This window comes from Burkholderia sp. FL-7-2-10-S1-D7, assembly GCF_001524185.1.
GTDB lineage: Bacteria > Pseudomonadota > Gammaproteobacteria > Burkholderiales > Burkholderiaceae > Burkholderia > Burkholderia diffusa.
The window spans coordinates 76,104-95,970 of record NZ_LOWY01000030.1 but is presented as its reverse complement, the minus strand read 5'-3'; the positions used below and the strand labels follow the sequence as shown (position 1 = coordinate 95,970).

Below are 19,867 nucleotides of genomic sequence, written 5' to 3'. Positions count from 1 at the left end.
CACGGAGACCCGCCCCATGCCGACCGCCCTGCCATCCCGACTCGATCCCGGCCGCGCCTATCCGCTCGGTGCGACCTGGGACGGTCTCGGCACCAATTTCGCGGTATTTTCCGCGCATGCGCAGCGCATCCAGCTGTGCGTGTTCGACCCGACCGGCCGCAAGGAACTCGCGCGGCTCGACCTGCCCGAGTGCACCGACGAGGTGTGGCACGGATACCTGCCGAACGCGCATCCGGGCACCGTGTACGGCTTTCGCGCGGACGGCCCGTACCAGCCGCAGCATGGCCACCGCTTCAATCCGACCAAGCTGCTGCTCGACCCGTACGCGCGCAAGCTGGTCGGTCATTTCCGCTGGTCCGACGCGCTGTTCGGCTATCGCGTGCATTCGAACCGGGCGGACCTGTCGATGGACCGCCGCGACTCGGCGCCCGCGATGCCGAAGGCCGTGGTCGTCGACGAGGCGTTCGACTGGCGCACCGACCGGCGCCCGAACGTGCCGTGGCGCAGCACCGTGATCTACGAGGCCCACGTGCGCGGCGCGTCGATGCGCCGCGCCGGGCTGCGCGCGCCGGAACGCGGCACCTTCGCGTCGCTCGCGCATCCGGCGTTCATCGATCACCTGCTGTCGATCGGCGTGACGACCGTCGAGCTGCTGCCCGTGCACGCGTTCCTGCAGCAGCGCGCGCTCGTGAATCGCGGACTGCGCAACTACTGGGGCTACGACACGGCCGCGTTCTTCGCGCCGGAGCCGTCGTATCTGTCGACGCGACGGCTCGACGAAATGCGCATCGCGATCCGGCAGCTGCACGCGGCCGGCATCGAGGTCGTGCTCGACGTCGTCTACAACCATACTTGCGAAGGCAACGAACTCGGCCCGACGCTGTCATGGCGCGGCCTCGACAATGCGAGCTACTACCGGCTGCGGCCGGGCGACCCGCGTTACCACGTCGACGAGACCGGCTGCGGCAACACCTTGAACATGTCGCATCCGCGCGTCGTGCAGATGGTGATGGACTCGCTGCGTTACTGGGCCACCGCGTTCAATATCGACGGCTTCCGTTTCGATCTCGGCGTGACGCTCGGCCGCGAGGATCACGGCTTCGAGCCTGGCGCGGGGTTTTTCGACGCGTTGCGGCAGGACCCGGTGCTCGCGCAGCGCAAGCTCATCACCGAGCCGTGGGACCTCGGGCCCGGCGGCTATCAGCTCGGCCGCCACCCGCCCGGTTTCGCCGAATGGAACGACCGCTTTCGCGACACCGTGCGGCGCTTCTGGCGCGGCGACGCAGGGCAACGCCCCGAACTCGCCGCGCGCCTCGCGGGCTCGGCCGACCTGTTCAATCATCAACGGCGCCATACGTGGGCATCGGTGAACTTCGTCACCGCGCACGACGGCTTCACGCTCGCCGATCTGGTTTCGTATGCGCACAAGCACAACGACGCGAACGGCGAGGACAGCCGCGACGGTCGCGACGACAATTGCAGCGCGAACTGGGGCGTCGAAGGCGCGACCGACGACGCGTCGATCCGCGACCTGCGCGCGCGCGTCGCGCGCTCGATGCTCGCGACGCTGTTCACCGCGCTCGGCACGCCGATGATCGTCGCCGGCGACGAATTCGGCCGCACGCAGCACGGCAACAACAACGCGTATTGCCAGGATAACGAACTGTCGTGGCTCGACTGGGACCTGGCGAACAGCGATGAAGGCGTGCAGATGACGCGTTTCGTGTCGCGGCTCGCCGCGCTACGGCGCATGTACCCGGTGATGTCCACGCCGCGCTATCCGTCGGGCGACCGCGACGGCGCGCCCGGCATGCACGAGATCGACTGGTTCGACGAGCGCGGCGGCGCGCTGAGCGTGCCCGCGTGGGAGGACGGCGAGCGTCGCGCGTTGACGATGCGGCGCGTCGGCACGGGCCGCACCGGACGCACCGAGGCGTTGCTCGTGATGCTGAATGCGTCGACCCAACCCATCACGTTCAAGCTGCCCGCGCCGGTGCTCGACTACCGCGTGCTGCTCGACACCGCGACGCCCGACGCCGGGCCGCGTTCGTGGCCGGAGGCCGGCCTCGACGTCGCCGCGCACGCGGCCGTGATCGCCGTCGCGGCCGTGCCGCCCTCCCCGCCCGCGTAAGGAGCTGCCATGACGTCACATACCGCCCGTCCGCCCGTCCCACACGCGTTCGCCTCGTCGTTCGGCGCGGCCTGCATCGACGCGGCGCACACGCGGTTCCGCCTGTGGGCACCCGCGAGCCGCACGGCCACCGTCGAACTGCACGGCGAGCAGCGCATCCCGATGCCGGCCGCGGGCGACGGCTGGTTCGAGGTCGTCGCGCCGTATGGCCCCGGCACGTTGTACCGCTACCTGCTCGACGACGGTCTCGCCGTGCCCGATCCCGCGTCGCGCTTCCAGCCCGATGGCGTGCATGGCCCGAGCCAGGTCGTCGATCCGGCCGCATACCGCTGGCTCAACGATGCGTGGCGCGGCCGGCCGTGGCACGAGACGGTGCTGTATGAACTGCACGTCGGCGCGTGCGGCGGCTATTCGAACGTCGAGCGGCGCCTGCGGGATATCGCCGCGCTCGGCGTGACCGCGATCGAACTGATGCCCGTCAACGCGTTCCCTGGCGCGCGCAATTGGGGGTACGACGGCGTGCTGCCGTTCGCGCCCGACGCGTCGTACGGACGGCCCGAGGAACTGAAGGCGCTCGTCGACGCCGCCCACGGGCTCGGGTTGCAGGTGTTGCTCGACGTCGTGTACAACCACTTCGGCCCCGAAGGCAACCTGCTGCCGCGCTATGCACCAGAATTTTTCCGTGCGGACCGGCAGACCGCATGGGGGCCCGCGATCGACTTCTCGCGAGCGCAGACGAGCGCGTTCTTCATCGACAACGCGCTGTACTGGCTCGACGAATTCCGTTTCGACGGCCTGCGCATCGACGCCGCGTATGCGATCGACGACGACGCGTGGCTGCGCGCGCTCGCGCTCCGCGTGCGCGCGTATGCGGGTGACGCGCGTCACGTGCATCTGGTGCTCGAGAACGAACGCAATGCGGCGAGTCTGCTCGGGCCCGGCGGCTTCGATGCGCAGTGGAACGACGACTTCCACAACAGCGCGCACGTGCTGCTGACCGGCGAGCGGGAAGGCTACTACCGCGCATACGCCGACGCGCCGCTGCACGATCTCGCGCGCACGCTCGGCGAAGGGTTCGCGTACCAGGGCGAGCCGTCGCCGCTGCACGGCGGCGCGCCGCGAGGCGAGCCGAGCGCCCACCTGCCGCCGACCGCGTTCGTCACGTTCCTGCAGAACCACGACCAGATCGGCAACCGCGCGTTCGGCGAACGCCTGCGCGCGCTCGCGAACGACGACGCGGTGCGCGCGGCCACCGCCCTGATGCTGCTCGCGCCGCAAATTCCGTTGCTGTTCATGGGCGAGGAAGACGGCAGCACGCAGCCGTTCCAGTTCTTCACCGACTATCGCGGCGAACTCGCCGACGCCGTGCGCGAAGGCCGGCGCCGCGAGTTCGCCGCGTTTTCCGCGTTCGCCGACCCCGCGCATCGCGACGCGATTCCCGATCCGAACGACGTCGGCACCTTCTTGCGCTCGTCGCCCGGCCATGCGGGTGAGGACGCGTGGCCCGACGCCGACGCGTGGCGGCGCTTCTATCGCAGCGCGCTGACCGTGCGCGCGGCGCTCGTGACGCCGCACCTGCCGGGCGCCCGCGCGCTCGGCGTCGAGCTGCTGGCCCGCAACGGCGACGACGCCGAGGTGGCGCTCGTCGCACGCTGGCAGCTCGGCGACGGCAGCACGCTGACGATCGCGTTCAATCCCGGCTCGCACGACGCGATGCTGTCCGCGCTGCCGGTCGGCAAGATCGTGTTCGAAACGCCGCCGCGCGCGCGCGACCGGCTGGCCGACGAGCGGCTGCCCGCGCGCACCTGCATCGCGTGGCGCGACGGCGCGGTCAACCGCGATGCGCTGAGCCACCGCTCGAACGGGCATACACGGCCATGACGATCGACGTCCCGATCGCCGAACTCGCGCGTGCGGCCGGGCTGGAGCCCGACTGGATCGATGCGGGCGGTGTCGCCCGGCGAGTGGACGACGACGCGCTCATTGCGCTCGTCGGTGCGCTCGGCTGGCCGTGCGGCACGCCGAGCGAGCGGGTCGACAGCGCGGCCGCGCTCGCCGCCGCGCACGACGCGACGCCGCGCGTCGTGACCGGCGACGCCGGCGTGCCGCTCACGCTGCCACGCAGCGTCGCACCGCCCGGCGCGCGCTTCCGGATTTCACTCGAAACGGGCGGACACGTCGACGGGCGCGTGAGCGGCGCGGGCGAATACGGCACGCTGCCGCCGCTCGCGCTGCCCGGCTATCACGCGCTCGACATCGGCGAGCAGCGGATCGGGCTTGCGATCGCACCGCCGCGTACACGGCCGTTCGATGCCTGCGACGACGCGCAGCGCCGCTGGGGCATCGCGGCTCAGATCTACGGCCTGCGCCGCACGGGCGACGACGGCGCGGGCGACTACACCGCGCTTGCCCGCGTCGCCACGCGTGCGGCGCGGCACGGCGCGCACGCGGTCGCAATCAGTCCGACGCATGCCGGGTACCCGGCGCTGCCCGAACGCGACAGCCCGTATTCACCGTCGTCGCGGCGCTGGCACAACGTCGCGTATCTCGACTGCGATGCGGTGCCGGGGGCCGATATCGTGCGCCGAATGAGCGGCGCGGCGCCGGACATGCCGCACGCAGGCGACGCGCCGCTGATCGACTGGCCGCACGTGCTGCCGCTGAAGCTGCGCCGGTTGCGCGCGTGTTTCGATGCGTGGCGCGCGAACGGTGAGCCGTCGCGCGACGCGTTCGAGCGATTCCGCGCGGCGGGCGGCACGGCACTCGACGCGCACGCGCGCTTCGACGCGCTGCAGGCGTTCTGCATCGAACACGGGATCGGCGCGGACTGGCGGCAATGGCCCGCGCAGTGGCTGACGCCGGCGTCAGCCGAGGTCGACGCCTTCGCCCATGCGCATGCCGAGACGATCGCGTTCCATACGTTCCTGCAATGGTGCGCGTCGGACGCGCTCGGCAACGCACAGCGTGCCGCGCGCGATACGGGAATGGCGATCGGGCTGATCGCCGATCTCGCGGTGGGCTCCGATCGTGCGGGCAGCGATGCGTGGGCGCACGGCACGACACTGCTGCGCGGCGTGTCAGTCGGCGCGCCGCCCGACCTGTTCAATGCGGACGGTCAGGCATGGGGCGTGACGACGTGGACGCCCGCCGCGCTGCGCGCGAACGGCTTCGCGCCGTTCGTCGAGTTGCTGCGCGCGGCCTTCGCGCATGCGGGCGGGATCCGCATCGATCACGTACTCGGCTTCGCGCGGATGTGGATCGTGCCGGAGGGCCGGTCGCCGCGCGACGGCGCGTACCTGCGCTACCCGCTCGACGATCTCGTGCGGCTCGTCGCGCTGGAAGCGGCACGGCATCGCGCGGTCGCGATCGGCGAGGATCTCGGCACGGTGCCGGAAGGTTTTCGCGAGCGGCTCGGCGCGCAGGGTATCGCGGGGATGCGCGTGCTGTGGTTCGAACGTGAAGCCGGTCACGCGTTTCGGCCGCCGTCGGCGTGGGATCGCGACGCGATCGCGATGACGTCGACGCATGATCTGCCGACGGTGGCCGGCTGGTGGCGTGGTGTCGATCTCGAATGGCGGCGGGTCGTGGCCGGGGCGGGCCCGGATGCGGATGCCGATACCGATGCGGCCAGGGATGCGGCTGACCGGCGCGACCCGGTGCGGCGAGCCGCGAGTGCACGCAATGCCGGCGACGACATCGGTCGCGCCGCGGCCGCCCACGGCTCGAGCCGCGACGAACGGATCAATCCGGTCATGCGTGACGATACGCCGGCCACGGATGACAGCCACGGCGCGCCCTCCGCGCCCAACACACCGTCGCCCACCCCGGACCTCACGGCCGCCCGGGCCGAACGCGCCACCGACCGCGCGATGCTGTGGCGCGCGTTGCAGCACGCGGGCTGCGCACCGGCGAGCGATCCGATCCCGCCCGCCGATATGCCGCCCGTCGGCGCCGTCCTCGCGTACGTCGCGCGCAGCCCGTCGCCGCTCGCGATCGTGCCGCTCGAGGATCTGCTCGCGCTGGCCGACCAACCGAACCTGCCCGGCCCGCCATGCGGCCACCCGAACTGGCTGCGCCGGCTGCCGCGCACGGTCGACGCGCTCTTCGACGCTGACGTGCGCACACGCATCGCGGCGATCGAGCGCGCACGCCATGCACCGGAGGACGACGCATGACCCCGCGCGCGACCCTGAGATTGCAACTGCACGCGGGCTTCACGTTCGACGACGTGGCCGCGCACGCAGACTATTTCGCGCGGCTCGGCGTGAGCCACCTGTACCTGTCGCCGATCACGACGGCCGAGCCCGGCTCGACGCACGGCTACGACACCGTCGACCATCGCACGACCCGCGCCGAACTCGGCGGCGAAGCCGGTTTCCGCCGCCTCATCGACGCGCTGCGTGCGCGCGGCCTCGGCGTGATCGTCGATATCGTGCCGAACCACATGGGTGTCGGCGGCGCATCGAACGGCTGGTGGAACGACGTGCTCGAATGGGGACCGGCGAGCCCGTACGCACACTACTTCGACATCGACTGGCATCCGCCCGATACGGCGCTCGACGGCAAGGTGCTGCTGCCCTGCCTCGGCGCACCCTACGGCGACGCGCTCGCGGCCGGCGACATCATGCTCGGCGCCGATCCTTCAGCCGGATGCTTCTTCCTCGCATGCCCGGGCAGGAGGTTGCCGGTCGCCGCCGCAACTTATGCAGAAATCCTGCGCATCGCCAATCGTGCGGACCTGAACGCACTCGCCGAACGTTTCGCTGCCGCGCCGGTACGCGGCAGCGCGCGCCTCGCGGATGCACACGCGGCGCTGCGCGACTACGCCGCCACCCATGGCCCGCATGCGTTCGACGCGATCCTGCGCGGCGCCGATCCGCGCCGCGCGCGCTCGCGCGCGTGCCTGCACCGGCTGCTCGAACGCCAGCATTACCGCCTCGCATGGTGGCGCACGGCCGCCGACGAACTGAACTGGCGGCGATTCTTCGACATCGCGACGCTCGCGGCCGTGCGCGTCGAAGACGAAGCGGTGTTCGACGCGGTGCACGCACTGCCGTTGGAACTTCATGCCGCCGGCTTCATCGACGGCCTGCGCGTCGATCACGTCGACGGCCTCGCCGACCCGTGTGCGTACTGCCGGCGCCTGCATGCGCTGCTCGCCGCGCAGCGCGACGAGCGGCCGTATGTCGTCGTCGAGAAGATTCTTGCGGCGGGCGAGACGCTGCGCGAGGACTGGCGCGTCGACGGCACGACCGGTTACGACTTCATGAACGACGTCGCCGCGCTGCTGCACGACCCGGCTGGTGCCGCGCCGCTCGCCGCGCACTGGGCTGCCGTGTCGGGTTCGGCGCGCTCGTTCGCGCAGGAAGCGGTGGCCGGCAAGCGGCGCGTGCTGACACGGCAGCTTGCGGGCGAGCATGAACGCGTCGCGCGGGCGTTGCACCGCGTCGCCCGCGCCGCGCCCGCGACGCGCGACATCAGCCGGATTGCGATCCATCGGGTGCTGGGCGAGCTCGCCGTGCATCTGCCCGTGTACCGGCTCTACCCGACCCTCGGCGAGGAGCCGACCGGCGCCGATCGTCGCGTGCTGGCGCACGCGTACGACGCCGCGTGCGCGGCGATCGATCCGTCCGACCGCTACGCGCTCGATCGCGTCGCCGGCTGGCTCGGGCTGCCCGGCACGCGCGTGCCGCGCGCGGATGCCGCGGCGCTGCACGCGGCGCGTGTCGCGTTCGCGCAGCTCACCGCACCGCTCGCCGCGAAAGGTGTCGAGGACACGGCCAACTATCGCTACGGACGGCTGCTGTCGCGCAACGAGGTCGGCGCCGATGCCGGCGAGTTCAGCCTGTCGCGCGGCGCATTCCATGCACGCAACCGGCGACGCGCGCGCACCGTTCCGCATACGCTCGTCGCGACGGCGACGCATGATCACAAGCGCGGCGAGGATGCGCGCGTGCGGCTTGCGGTGCTGAGCGAAGTGCCGGACTGGTGGCGCGCGGCGTCGCTCGACTGGTCCGCGTTGAACCAGCCTTGGCGCGGCGGCGCGCATCGCGATCTTGCATGGACGCCGGGGCCTTCCGCCGAGGCGATGCTGTACCAGACGCTGGTCGGCTGCTGGCCGCCGGGGCTCGCGCCCGACGATGCGGCCGGACTCGCGGCGCTCGCGGAGCGCGTGGTGCGGTGGCAGACGAAGGCGCTGCGCGAGGCGAAACAGCATACGGACTGGCTCGCGCCGAACGCGGACTACGAGCACGCTTGCGAAGCGTTCGTCCGCGCGATCCTGACGCCGCACGGCACGGGCGATTTCGCGCATCGGCTGCAGGCGTTCGTCGCGCGGATCGCGCCGGCCGGCGTCGTCAACAGTCTCGCGCAGGCGGCGTTGCGAATGGCGTCGCCGGGCGTGCCCGATCTGTATCAAGGTACCGAGTCATGGGATCACTCGCTCGTCGATCCGGACAACCGGCGCGACGTGCCGTTTGCGGAGCTGGCGGCCGAGCGGGTCGACGAACCGGTCGCCGCGTACCTGCGCGACTGGCCCGATGCGCGGGTGAAGCGCGCGCTCGTCGAGCGGATGCTCGCGTTGCGCACGCGCTGGCCAACGACGTTCGCGGACGGCGCGTACGTGCCGCTGCGCGTTCGCGGAAAACTCGGGCGGCACGCCGTGGCATTCGCGCGCTGCGACGAAGCGGCGACGGTCGTGGTCGTGGTGACACGGCTCGCGTGCCGGCTGCTCGGCGAAGCGCCGGCGCTGCCGCGCGTGGAACCACGGGAATGGGGCGATACGGCCGTGGTCGTGCCGCAAGGCGCCGGCGAGCGGTGGATCGACTGGCTGAGTGACGGAAGCGAAGTCGCGGCGCCTGACGGCGTCATTCGGCTCGATCGCTGTCTGGGCGCGTTGCCGGTGGCGGTGCTCGTCGCGGCACGCGTTCGGAATTGAATCGGTCCGGATGGCTGAGGATCGTGCTCGCACACGCCGCCTGTCTCGATTGGGTCTCGCGAGAGGACGCGCACGCCGCTCCGTCAGATCGCCCGCTGATTCACCCGCTTCGATAATTCCTCCGCGCTCTCCTTCCGCTCGCTGTACCGGTCGACCAGATACGAACCGATGTCGCGCGTCAGCAGCGTGAATTTCACCAGTTCCTCCATCACGTCGACGACGCGATCGAAATAGGCCGACCGCTTCATCCGCCCTGCTTCGTCGAATTCCATGAACGCCTTGGCCACCGACGACTGGTTCGGGATCGTCAGCATCCGCATCCAGCGCCCGAGCACGCGCATCTGGTTCACCGCGTTGAATGACTGCGAGCCGCCGCTGACCTGCATCACCGCGAGCGTCTTGCCCTGGGTCGGCCGCACGGCGCCGATCGACAGCGGAATCCAGTCGATCTGCGACTTCATGATGCCGGTCATCGCGCCGTGTCGTTCCGGCGAGCACCACACCATCCCTTCGGACCACTGCACCCGTTCGCGCAGCTCGACGACCTTCGGGTGACTCTCCGGCGCATCGTCGGGCAACGGCAGGCCGCTCGGATTGAACATGCGCACCTCGGCACCCATCGCCGTGAGCAGGCGCCCGGCCTCCTCGACGAGCAGGCGGCTGAACGAACGCTCGCGCAGCGAACCGTACAGCAGCAGGAAACGCGGCGGATGCGTGGACGGCGAAGCCGGCCGCAAGCGGCTTGCGTCCGGCACGCGAAAGAGTTCGGGGTCGAGTTGCGGCAGGTCGGTCAGTGGGTCGGTCATGGATGGATTCCGTGGTTGGCTCGAGCGCGCTCGTACCAGCCCTTCGACCGGTTCACGATGCGCACCACCAGCAGCATGACCGGCACCTCGATCAGCACGCCGACGACGGTCGCGAGCGCCGCGCCGGAGTGAAAACCGAACAGGCTGATCGCGGCCGCGACGGCGAGCTCGAAGAAATTGGATGCGCCGATCAGCGCGGACGGGCACGCGACATCGTGCGTCTCGCCCACAGCGCGGTTGAGCCAGTACGCGAGCGCCGCGTTGAAGAACACCTGGATCAGGATCGGCACCGCGAGCAGCGCGATCACCAGCGGCTGCTTCAGGATCGCTTCGCCCTGGAACGCGAACAGCAGCACGAGCGTCGCGAGCAGCGCGGCGATCGACCACGGGCCGATCCTCGCCATCGCGGCATCGAACGCCGCCTGGCCGCGCCGCAGCAGCCGCTTGCGCCAGAGTTGCGCAAGCATCACCGGAATCACGATATAGAGCAGCACCGACGTGAGCAGGGTCGCCCACGGCACGGTAATCGCGGACATTCCCAGCAGCAGCCCGACCAGCGGCGCGAACGCGATCACCATGATGCTGTCGTTCAGCGCGACCTGCGACAGCGTGAACAGCGGATCGCCGCCCGTGAGCCGACTCCACACGAACACCATCGCCGTGCACGGCGCGGCGGCCAGCAGGATCAGGCCGGCGACGTAGCTGTCGATCTGGTCCGCCGGCAACATCGGCGCGAACAGCTGGCGGATGAACAGCCAGCCGAGGAAGGCCATCGAGAACGGCTTGACGAGCCAGTTCACGGCGAGCGTGACGCCGATCCCCTTCACGTGCCGTCGCACTTCATGCAGCGCGCCGAAATCGACCTTCAGCAGCATCGGGATGATCATCACCCAGATCAGCAGCCCGACCGGCAGGTTCACCTGCGCATACTCGATGCGGCCGATGCGCTGGAACAGGCCGGGCAGCACCTGGCCGAGCGCGATGCCGGCGACGATGCACAATGCGACCCAGACCGTCAGGTAGCGTTCGAAGAAGTTGATCGCGGGCTTCGCGGCGGCGTTGCAAGGCGGGATGGTGTTGGACGTATTCATCGGACAGGAGTCGATGCTGGAAAGACACAAGCGGCACGCGGGTTCGAGCGTGCCCTCCGTGCGGACGCTCAGTTCCGCGAGATCTCGATCAACGCCGCCTGGAGCCCGGCATCGCTCAACCGGTCGAGCGGCAACGCCAGCAGTTGCAGCATCCGGTAACCGATCGCCTCGCGCGTCAGCTCGAACGCGAGCCGCTTGCCTGCATCGCCGCCTTCGGCATTCGACGGATCGGCGTAGCCCCAGTGCACTTTCACCGGGCTGCCGGGCCAATACGGGCAGGCCTCGGCGGCCGCGCTGTCGCATACCGTGATGACGATGCGCATGCGCGGCGCGCCGTCGCCGACGAATTCGTCCCAGCTCTTGCTGCGGTATCCGGCGACGTCGACGCCTGCGCGTGTGAGCGCGTCGAGCGCGAACGGATTGAGCCGGCCGCTCGGCGCGCTGCCGGCGCTGTAGGCACGCACGTCGCGGCCGAGTTTCGCGGCCCAGTGATTGAGCATGCCCTCCGCGAGCACGCTGCGGGCGGAGTTGTGGGTGCAGAGGATCAGGACGTTGGTGGTCATCGGCGGGGGCATGGACGTGTGCCTACGTTGGGTCGGAGCAGGGGGTCGAACAGGCGGAGACCGGCGTGCACGGATTGCCGCCGCAGCAGTTCTCGGTCAAGTAGCCGATCAGCCCGTTCATCGTCGCGAAGTTCGCGCAATAGAACACGAAGCGGCCTTCCTGGCGGCTCGTGACGAGCTGCGCGTGGGCCAGTTCCTTCAGATGAAACGACAGCGACGACGGCGGCACGTCGAGCAGCGTCGCGATTTGCCCGGCAGGCAGGCCCGACGGGCCCGCCTGCACGAGCGCGCGGAATACGGCGAGGCGCGACTCGTGCGCGAGGGCCGACAGGGCGGCGATGGTCTGGTTCGTTTCCATTTTTCGATATTACTCGAAATATGGAAACGACGAAATCAGTGCTACCGGGCCCGGACTCTTTCCGCGGCGACGATTCTACCGAGCCTGCGCTCGTCGATTGCTATCGCCCGGAGCGACTGGCGGGCCAACAACAAGCGCTCAAGGTCACGATCACTCTTCCGGCGGCATCGCGCCGCTGTCATCTTCCCAATGCGGCTCGGCGGTCTTGTGACCGCCGCTCGGCGCCACCGGCCCGTTCCCGCTGCCGCGTTCGGCCCGCCGTGCAGCGTTACCCGCGTTACGTGAGGTCGCCGCGCGCACGCGTGCCCGCGTGCGGGTCGGCGCCACGGTCCGCTGTTCATCGCCGCCGCGCTCGTCGGTCGACGCCGCATCGTTCGTCTTTCGCACATTCGAGGCTGCGTTCATGTGTCCACTCCTGAGTCATCGAAAGCATCCATCGCCCCGAAAGCAGCAATTTCGATGCCGCGCACCGGGCAGCGCATTGCTGCCTGCGTTCGTATCGCAACGCTTCCCCGAGGTGAGCATGCCGACCGATCCCGGAACTGATGACGGTGATCGATCACCCGATGACCGACACGCTGCCATTCAGCGAAACGAGCCTGATCGTGTGCCCGCTGAACGCGTTCCTCGACTGGCCGATGTACATGCCGTCGGGCCACGCGGTGTTTCGCGACACGGCGGTCAACGCACATCTGTCGCGATCGCACGCTGAACCGCGCGCCGGCCACACGCGCGAGCATCATCCATCGCGTGTCACGCGTCGTGACCGCCGGCGTCGCGGCTGTCGTCCCGCTGCACGCACCGGACGACCGACAACCCGTCGGCGGTCAGCGCGGGGCGGCTCGTGCCCGACGCGTCCGGACGCATCACGATCAACTGTCGTTCTACCAGCGCGACGATGTCGTCGCGGTCGGTCTGGATCTGTTCCGGTGCGCGATGCACCAGGAACAGCGCGGCAAATTCATGGGCGGTCAGCATGCTTGTCTCCCCGTTGACGATTTCGCACGAAGCATCTGCGGCATCGCGGCGACGCACGGCGCGAAACGTGCGCCGGCGACGGGAGAAGCATGCAGGGAGCGTGCCAGATCGTGGGACGCAGCCGCCCCGCTCGCGACCGGCGCGCGGCGCGACGTGTCGCCACGAACCGCGTGACGGCGGCTGCAAAGTTTTCAACGGCGTGTAAGCGGGCACACGCGCGGCGCGCGAGCCGGCCCGCGCCGGCGGCCCGCAGCCGCGCGGATCACGACTTTCTCGAACGGAACAGCCCCGCCCGCGCCGTTTTCCCCGCCGCCTGATCGCGCGCGCGGAAATAGCCGCTGTGCAGTTCCACGCCGCCCTCGCCATCCGCGAGCACTTCCTCGCACGCGGCCTCGATGCGCGCACGGCCGCGCTCGAACGCGTCGCGCAAGTCGGCCTCGAGCGCGGAGCGCGCGCCGAAATGATCCTCGAGCGCTTCGACCGTGATCGCGCATGTGAGCAGCTTCCCATCGACCTCGACGACGAAGCGCATCTGCAGCGTCGCGCCGTCGAATTCGGGCAGCGCGTCGGTCAGCGTCACGCGATGAATGGAACCGGCGGGCATCGCTCAGGCCCCCCGCGACGCCAGACACTGCACCAGCGCGCCGTTGAATGCGGGCAGGTCGTCGGGCTTGCGACTCGTGATCAGGTTGCCGTCGCGCACGACCTCCTGGTCGACCCACTTGCCGCCCGCGTTGCGGATGTCGTCCTGCAGGCTCGGCCAGCTCGTCATCGTGCGACCCTCCACCAGCCCGGACGATACGAGCAGCCAGCCGCCGTGACAGATCGCGGCGATCGGCTTGCCCGCACCGACTGCCGCTGTCACGAATTCGCGCGCGGCCGTCACCATCCGGATCGCGTCGCCGTTGACGACACCGCCCGGTAGCACGACCGCGTCGTAGTCGCCTTCGCGCGCATCGTCGAACGTACGATCGACCTTCACGCGATCGCCCTTGTCGACGTGCCTGAAACCCTGGATCTCGCCGGGCTTCTGCGAAATCACGTCGACCTGCGCGCCTTCGGCCCTGAGCGCGCGCTGCGGCTCGACGAGCTCGGCTTCCTCGAAGCCGTCGACCGCGAGTATCGCCACCTTGCAATGGTCCAGCTTGCCGATCATGGAGCGCCCTCCTGTTGATGTTGCGGCATCGGTCGTGCCGTGCCTGTCGCGCAGCAATCTGCGTGCCGCGCGCACGGGGACGCCACCCGCACGCAGCATCGCGTCCATGGGGCGCGACCCGCCATCCCCGAATGGCCTCACGCGCGTGAGCCGCCGTGTGACGCGTAAAAGCCGACGTCACGCCGCGCCGCGCGGTGTCTGCAAAGATTTCAAAGGGATGTAACGCGATTGCCCTCGACTGCCCGCGACTGCGGCCCGGCTCTGTCATGCCAGGCCGCGCCCGTGGCGGCTCGCTACCGGCTCGACACGCTCACTGCAGATGACGCGCCGCGTCGAGCATCGCATCGGTCAGCTCGACCGTCAGCGTCAGATCCTCGGTGACGTCGGGCAGCGTGTCGAGCGCGGCCTGCACGGCATCGTGCAGCATCGCGTGCACGCGCATCCGCGCGCTGTCGTCGAGATCGGCGTAGCGCTCCATCGTGTCGTAGTCGAGTGCGAGCACGACCGCGTGCCGCGCGGTATCGGGCGGCGCATCGGGCGCCAGAGCCCAAGCCGCGTGAAACGTGATCCTGCCGGTCTCGATGTCGAGATGCACCGCCGTATCGAGATCATCGGAATCGGCCTCGTCGATGTCCGGTTCGGTCGGGTCGAACGAGGTCCGGTGGTTCGAGTGCATGATGTCCTCCTGCGTGGAGGCGGTGTGCGGCCCCGCGGCCGGCGCCCGCCATCGCGCCGCGCCGGTCATGCCGGCGCGACACCGTGATCGTCAGTAGCCGCTGGAACCGGCGCCGCCCGTACCGCCCGTACCGCCCGTACCGCCCGTACCGCCCGCGCCACCAGAGCCCGTCGCGCCCGCCCCTGCGCTGCCACCGCCGTTGGCGCTGCCGGTGCTGTCGCTACCGCCGGTGCCGGCACCGCTCGGGCCGCCCGGCTTGGTGCGCACATGCGGGCGCGCGTGCGAACGCATGGCGCGTGGCTCCTGCATGCGGGTCGCGGGCGGCGGCGCCGCCGTATTGCCATTCGACATGCTGCCGCCGGCGCTCTGTGCCGATGTGTCCGGCGGCGACAGGATCGGCACGCCGGCGCCCTCGTCGGAACGCTGCGAATTCTGTGCCCACGCGACCGGTGCGCCCGCGACGAGTGCGACGGCCGCGCACGCAGCGGATTTCGATTCGAATACTGGCTTCATGGAACGTTCTCCGTTAATGGAACCGCTGGCGTGGAATTTCCTGGGTCCCTGGTTCAGCAAGCCACGTGCCGTCAGCGATGCGCGGCATGCGGCTTGCTGCGCAGGGCCATCGATCCCGTACCGAGCCCTGTCATGCCTTCAGCTTCCGCCTCCCGTCCGCACGGCAAACGCGTGACGCGCCGCCCCGGCCGCGCGCGCAGCAACGATCCGCATCATCGCAAGCGCTGGTCCGCCGACGTCATGAAAAAGAGCGATGCGTTGGACATCGAACCCGAGATCTTCAAATCCGACGACCCGGGCGAGATCGCGGCGTCGCTCAAGCGCTCGGCCGAACACAGCCGCCGCCGCAAGGCGCCGCCGTTCCAGTCGGCGATGTCGATGCTCAACTTCTATGTGAACCGCGCGGGCCGCAATCTGCCGAAAACACGCCGCGCGACGCTCGAACGCGCGAAGCGGAAACTGCGCGAGGCGTTCGGCCGCAAGCCGTGACGCCCGCCGCCCGCTCCGTATCGACCTGCTCCGCCTGCACGTATGCATGAGACGCTGTGGTATCTGATCATCGGCGCGGTGCTGATGGCCATGGGTGTCGCGACGTCGGCGCTGCGTCACCTGCCATGCAGCAGCGCGATGATCTATCTCGCGCTCGGCGTCGCGCTCGGCCCGTCCGGCGCCGGACTCCTGCATCTCGACATCGAACGCGACGCGCCGCTGTTGCGCGAGATCGTCGAGGTCGCGCTGCTGGTGTCGCTGTTCGCGATCGGGCTGCGGCTGCGCGTGCCGCTGTCCGACAAGTTGTGGCTCGTGCCCTGCCGGCTCGGCCTGCTCGCGATGATCGTCACCGTGCCGCTGCTCGCCGGCTGCGCGGTGCTGACGCTCGGGCTCGGCTGGGGCCCCGCGCTGCTGCTCGCGGCGATCCTCGCGCCGACCGACCCGGTGCTCGCGCACGACGTGCAGGTGCACGATCCCGGCGACCGCGACCTGGTGCGCTTCGCGCTGTCCGGCGAAGGCGGGCTGAACGACGGGATCGCGCTGCCGTTCGCGCTCGCTGGCCTCGCGCTGTGCGGCGCGCCCGACACGTCACACGCGCGGCCGGCGCTGTCGGGTGCGTTCGCGCTGACCGCGCTGTGGGGCATCGCAGGCGCGGCCGCGATCGGCGGCGTGCTCGGCGCGTCCACCACCAAGGCGATCGGCTGGCTGCGCACCCGCCATGCGCAGGCGCTCGGATTCGAAGGCTTCTTCGCGCTCGCGCTGATCGTGCTGTCGTTCGGCGTCGCTCAGCTTGCGAATACGTTCGGCTTCATCGCGACGTTCGCCGCGGGCGTCGCGATGCGCCGCGTCGAGCATCGCGCGAGCGGCGGCCGGCGGCCGCGCGAAGTGATCGGCCGGATCGATTCGGAAGACGTGGTCGCGACCGAGAAGCATCCGGAGAAGGTGCACGCGTTCATGACCGAATCGGTGCTGGACTTCACGATCGAGCTCGAGCGGATCGCCGAGGCGCTCATCATGACGATGGTCGGCAGCGTGCTCGCGACGCTGTCAGCGCCGCTCGTGACGTGGGGCGCAATCGGGCTCGCCTTCGTGCTGTTCGTGGCCGTGCGGCCGCTCGCCGTGTTGCTGACGCTGACCGGCTCGCGCGCGACCCACGCGCAACGGCGGTTGATGGCGTGGTTCGGGATACGCGGGATCGGCTCGTTCTATTACCTGCTGTTCGCGCTCGAACACGGGCCGTCCAGTGCGGTGCGCCCGCTCGCGGCGCCGGTGCTGGCCGTCGTGGCGGCGTCGGTGATCGTGCACGGCGTATCCGCGACGCCGCTGATGGACTGGTATTACCGCCTGCAGCAGCGCGGGCGTTGACCGCGCCGGCAACTCACGACGCGCCGAGCCGCGCGCGCATCTTCGCGGAGATGCGCTGCCGCGTGTCGGCGTAGCCTTCCCACGGATCGCGCTCGAGCCGGTCGAGCCGTTGGTGCAGCGTGTCGATCGTCCATTGCGCGCCGCCCGTCGTGTCGGGCACCTCGTCCCAGCGCAGCGGCACCGACACGCCCATCCCGGGCCGCGCACGCGTCGAATACGCGGCGATCGTGCTCGCGCCGCGGCCATTGCGCAGGTAGTCGATGAAGATCTTGCCGCGACGATGATGCGGGCCCATCGTCGCGGTGAAACGATCCGGCAGCGCACCCGCGATGTGTTGCGCGACCGCGCGCGAGAAATCCTTCACGTCGTCCCATCCGAGGTGTCGCGTGATCGGTACGACCACATGCAGCCCCTTGCCGCCGCTCGTCTTGCAGAACGACGCGAGCCCCAGTTCGTCGAGCAGCCCGCGCACGAGTTGCGCGGCCTCGATCATCGCGCGCCACGGCAGCGCGGGATCAGGATCGAGGTCGAACACGATTCGGTCCGGCCGCTCGATGTTCGACGCGTGCGCGTTCCACGTATGCAGTTCGACCGTGCCCATCTGCGCGGCACCAAGCAGCGCGTCGACGCTGTCGAGCGACAGCAGCGGACCGTGCCCTGGATCGAGCCCGGCGTGTTGCGTGACGAACGGGATCTCGCGGCGCTCCGCGTGCTTCTGGAAGAACAGCTCGCCGGCGATGTCGCCGGGCGCGCGCACGAGCGACACGGGTCGCCCCTTCAGGTCCGGCAACAGCCACGGCGCGATCCATTGCCAGTAACGCGCGAGATCGATCTTGCGCGTACCGCTTCGCGGATCGAGCACGCGGTCGGGATGGGTGATGCGCACGCGGCCGAGCTGATCCGGGCCGGCATCGTTGCCCGCCGTGCGGGTGGATGCCCGCACACGCGCGTGGTGCTCGCGGCCATTCGCTTCGTGGGCCGCGCGCGTGGTTCGATGTCGATCCATCGCCACCTCCGTTTCCGCATTTTTCGTCTGTTTCGGCACTTCGCGGACGATCTGCGCGGCCGGCTTGTCTTCGCGCAGCGCGATGAACGCGGCCTGCCGCACGATGCCGTCGCCGGTCCACTCCGCGAATTCGCATTCGGCGACGAGCGTCGGCTCGATCCAGTGCACGCGCGTGCGCGAGCGTTCGCGCGGCGGCGGATCGAACGGCGCCGTTTCGCGCTCGTGCTTGCGCAGGATCGCGGCAAGCCGGTCGAGCATGCGTGCGTCGAATCCGGTGCCGACCCGGCCGACATAGCGCAGCGGTGTCGGCCCGCGCCGCCGCTTGCCGGCCGGCGCCGGTTCGTGCACGCCGAGCAGCAGCGCGCCGAAGCCGTGGCGGCTGCCCGACGGCTCGGTATAGCCGCCGATCACGAACTCCTGCCGGCGTCGGCATTTGAGCTTGATCCACGCAGGTGAACGCCCGGCCCGGTAGCGCGAGTCCGCGCGCTTGCCGATCAGCCCTTCCAGGCCGGTATCGCAGGCGCTCGCGATCAGCGATGCGACGTCGTCGCCGAGATCGGGCGAAAAGCGCAGTCGCGCAGGGTCGCTGTCGGCCAGCAGGGGTTCGAGCAGCGCGCGGCGTGCGGTGAGCGGTGCGTCGCGCAAGTCGTAACCGTCGAGATAGGGCAGATCGAAGACGAACAGCGTGACCGCATCCGAGTGCCCTGCGCCGAGGGCGTTCTGCAGCGCCTGGAAATCGGGGAGACCGTGCTCGCCGAGCACGACGGCCTCGCCGTCGAACCATGCGCCGTCGACGTCGAGCGCGGCGAGCGCGTCGCGTTGCGCGCGCAGTTTCGCGGTCCAGTCGCGGCCTTCGCGCGTCATCAGCTTCACATGCCGGCGTATGCCCTTGCCCGCAATGCGCGCGAAAATCCGGTAGCCGTCGAACTTCAGTTCGTAGCGCCAGTCGCCCTGCGCGGGCGGCACATCGACCAGCGTCGCGAGTTGCGGCGCGACGCGCTCGGGCAACGGCGCGCGCACCGCGCCTTCGATCCCGGACGGATCGGCCGGCGGGCGGCCACGATCGTCGTGTTCGTCATGCCGCGCGCCACGTGCAGCGCGTTTCCCGGCCTTGTCGCCGCTGCCGCGCGGCACCCGGCGCGTACGCTCGGCGCCGTCGGGCGAATCCGGCAGCGCCACCGCACCATCATGCACACTCCCCGGCCGCTCGCCGACGACGTCGAATTCGTCCGCGCCGCGCGCGTCGTCGTCGCGCTCCTTGATCAGCAGCCACTGCTCCTGCCGCCCCTGCTGGCGCCCGCTGCGCACGAGCGCCCAGCCGCCGTGCAGCTTTTCGCCGTCGAGCCGGAACGTGAGCTTGCCCGCGCGATAGCCGTCGCGTGCCTGCGCGAGGCCGCCGTCGGGCGTCCACGTGCCCTCGTCCCATACGACGACCGATCCTGCTCCGTAATGCCCGGCTGGAATCTCGCCTTCGAACGACGCATATTCGAGCGGATGGTCCTCGACATGCACGGCGAGACGCTTCACCGCCGGATCCAGGCTCGGCCCTTTCGGCACGGCCCACGACTTCAGCGTGCCGTCGAGTTCGAGCCGGAAGTCGTAGTGCAATCGCCGCGCATGATGCTCCTGGATCACGAAGCGCAGCGGATGGCCGGTGCGCGCACGCCCCCGCGCGGACGGTTTCGCATCCGCCTTTACACGTCGACGCCCGTGCGCGCCTTCAGGCTCCGGCGTCGCGCCGAAGTGGCGTTTGCGGCGATATGGATCGAGCTTGCCGGGCATTGCGTCACCTCGCTTC

General features: G+C 70.1%; 17 protein-coding genes and 1 pseudogene. 7 read left to right on the top strand and 11 right to left on the bottom strand.

Annotated features, from left to right (window positions below; translation table 11 throughout):
• The first annotated feature begins 16 nt into the window (after window positions 1–16).
• Genes glgX through treY form a run of 4 tightly spaced genes read left to right on the top strand, consistent with a single transcriptional unit; the run spans window position 17 to window position 9,068 of the window.
• Window positions 17–2,131, top strand: coding sequence for a glycogen debranching protein GlgX (gene glgX / locus WS75_RS13580; RefSeq protein ID WP_059680914.1), 2,115 nt, complete (start codon window positions 17–19; stop codon window positions 2,129–2,131).
• 9 nt (window positions 2,132–2,140) lie between these two features.
• Entirely contained in the window at window positions 2,141–4,012 is a 1,872-nt protein-coding gene (gene treZ / locus WS75_RS13575) for a malto-oligosyltrehalose trehalohydrolase (protein ID WP_059680913.1), read from the top strand.
• On the top strand, window positions 4,009–6,306 hold the full coding sequence (gene malQ / locus WS75_RS13570; protein WP_059680912.1) for a 4-alpha-glucanotransferase: 2,298 nt from the start codon (window positions 4,009–4,011) through the stop codon (window positions 6,304–6,306). Before treZ ends, malQ begins: the two co-directional genes overlap by 4 nt.
• Window positions 6,303–9,068, top strand: a complete 2,766-nt coding sequence (gene treY, locus WS75_RS13565) for a malto-oligosyltrehalose synthase (protein WP_059680911.1) — start codon at window positions 6,303–6,305, stop codon at window positions 9,066–9,068. The genes malQ and treY overlap by 4 nt, the downstream gene beginning before the upstream one ends.
• A gap of 83 nt (window positions 9,069–9,151) precedes the next feature.
• Here treY and arsH read toward each other — a convergent pair whose 3' ends face one another.
• The 5 genes from arsH to WS75_RS13540 all read right to left on the bottom strand — a co-directional run bounded on the left by arsH (window position 9,152) and on the right by WS75_RS13540 (window position 12,291).
• On the bottom strand, window positions 9,152–9,874 hold the full coding sequence (gene arsH / locus WS75_RS13560; protein ID WP_059680910.1) for an arsenical resistance protein ArsH: 723 nt from the start codon (window positions 9,872–9,874) through the stop codon (window positions 9,152–9,154).
• Window positions 9,871–10,965 carry an ACR3 family arsenite efflux transporter gene (arsB, locus tag WS75_RS13555; protein ID WP_059680909.1) on the bottom strand — a complete coding sequence of 365 codons (1,095 nt, stop codon included), beginning with the start codon at window positions 10,963–10,965 and terminating at the stop codon, window positions 9,871–9,873. The genes arsH and arsB overlap by 4 nt, the downstream gene beginning before the upstream one ends.
• A 68-nt stretch (window positions 10,966–11,033) precedes the next feature.
• Entirely contained in the window at window positions 11,034–11,528 is a 495-nt protein-coding gene (locus WS75_RS13550; RefSeq protein ID WP_059681055.1) for an arsenate reductase ArsC, read from the bottom strand.
• A gap of 22 nt (window positions 11,529–11,550) precedes the next feature.
• Window positions 11,551–11,886, bottom strand: a complete 336-nt coding sequence (locus WS75_RS13545) for an ArsR/SmtB family transcription factor (RefSeq protein ID WP_059680908.1) — start codon at window positions 11,884–11,886, stop codon at window positions 11,551–11,553.
• A 150-nt stretch (window positions 11,887–12,036) separates the two neighbouring features.
• Window positions 12,037–12,291 carry a hypothetical protein gene (locus WS75_RS13540; RefSeq protein ID WP_059680907.1) on the bottom strand — a complete coding sequence of 85 codons (255 nt, stop codon included), beginning with the start codon at window positions 12,289–12,291 and terminating at the stop codon, window positions 12,037–12,039.
• A 128-nt stretch (window positions 12,292–12,419) separates the two neighbouring features.
• Between WS75_RS13540 and WS75_RS32060 the strand changes: the two are divergent.
• Window positions 12,420–12,587: pseudogene (locus tag WS75_RS32060) on the top strand (phophatidylserine decarboxylase associated domain-containing protein); the annotation flags it as partial.
• Between the two features lie 52 nt (window positions 12,588–12,639).
• Here the strand turns inward: WS75_RS32060 and WS75_RS13535 are convergent.
• From WS75_RS13535 to WS75_RS13515, 5 genes are all read right to left on the bottom strand, one after another.
• Window positions 12,640–12,864, bottom strand: a complete 225-nt coding sequence (locus WS75_RS13535) for a hypothetical protein (protein WP_059680906.1) — start codon at window positions 12,862–12,864, stop codon at window positions 12,640–12,642.
• Between the two features lie 262 nt (window positions 12,865–13,126).
• On the bottom strand, window positions 13,127–13,468 hold the full coding sequence (locus WS75_RS13530) for a DUF1488 domain-containing protein (protein ID WP_059680905.1): 342 nt from the start codon (window positions 13,466–13,468) through the stop codon (window positions 13,127–13,129).
• A gap of 3 nt (window positions 13,469–13,471) precedes the next feature.
• Window positions 13,472–14,020 (bottom strand): type 1 glutamine amidotransferase domain-containing protein, encoded by a 549-nt coding sequence (locus tag WS75_RS13525; protein ID WP_059680904.1) that lies wholly within the window; start codon window positions 14,018–14,020, stop codon window positions 13,472–13,474.
• A 310-nt stretch (window positions 14,021–14,330) separates the two neighbouring features.
• Window positions 14,331–14,696 carry a DUF3022 domain-containing protein gene (locus WS75_RS13520; RefSeq protein WP_059681054.1) on the bottom strand — a complete coding sequence of 122 codons (366 nt, stop codon included), beginning with the start codon at window positions 14,694–14,696 and terminating at the stop codon, window positions 14,331–14,333.
• 90 nt (window positions 14,697–14,786) lie between these two features.
• Window positions 14,787–15,209, bottom strand: a complete 423-nt coding sequence (locus tag WS75_RS13515; RefSeq protein ID WP_059680903.1) for a hypothetical protein — start codon at window positions 15,207–15,209, stop codon at window positions 14,787–14,789.
• A gap of 132 nt (window positions 15,210–15,341) precedes the next feature.
• Here WS75_RS13515 and WS75_RS13510 point away from each other — a divergent pair, with 132 nt between their 5' ends.
• Window positions 15,342–15,698: a DUF3175 domain-containing protein gene (locus tag WS75_RS13510; protein ID WP_059680902.1), complete on the top strand. Its 357-nt coding sequence runs from the start codon at window positions 15,342–15,344 to the stop codon at window positions 15,696–15,698.
• A gap of 42 nt (window positions 15,699–15,740) precedes the next feature.
• Entirely contained in the window at window positions 15,741–17,063 is a 1,323-nt protein-coding gene (locus tag WS75_RS13505) for a cation:proton antiporter domain-containing protein (protein ID WP_059680901.1), read from the top strand.
• A gap of 13 nt (window positions 17,064–17,076) precedes the next feature.
• Here WS75_RS13505 and ligD read toward each other — a convergent pair whose 3' ends face one another.
• Entirely contained in the window at window positions 17,077–19,851 is a 2,775-nt protein-coding gene (gene ligD, locus WS75_RS13500; protein WP_059680900.1) for a DNA ligase D, read from the bottom strand.
• Window positions 19,852–19,867: the final 16 nt, after the last annotated feature.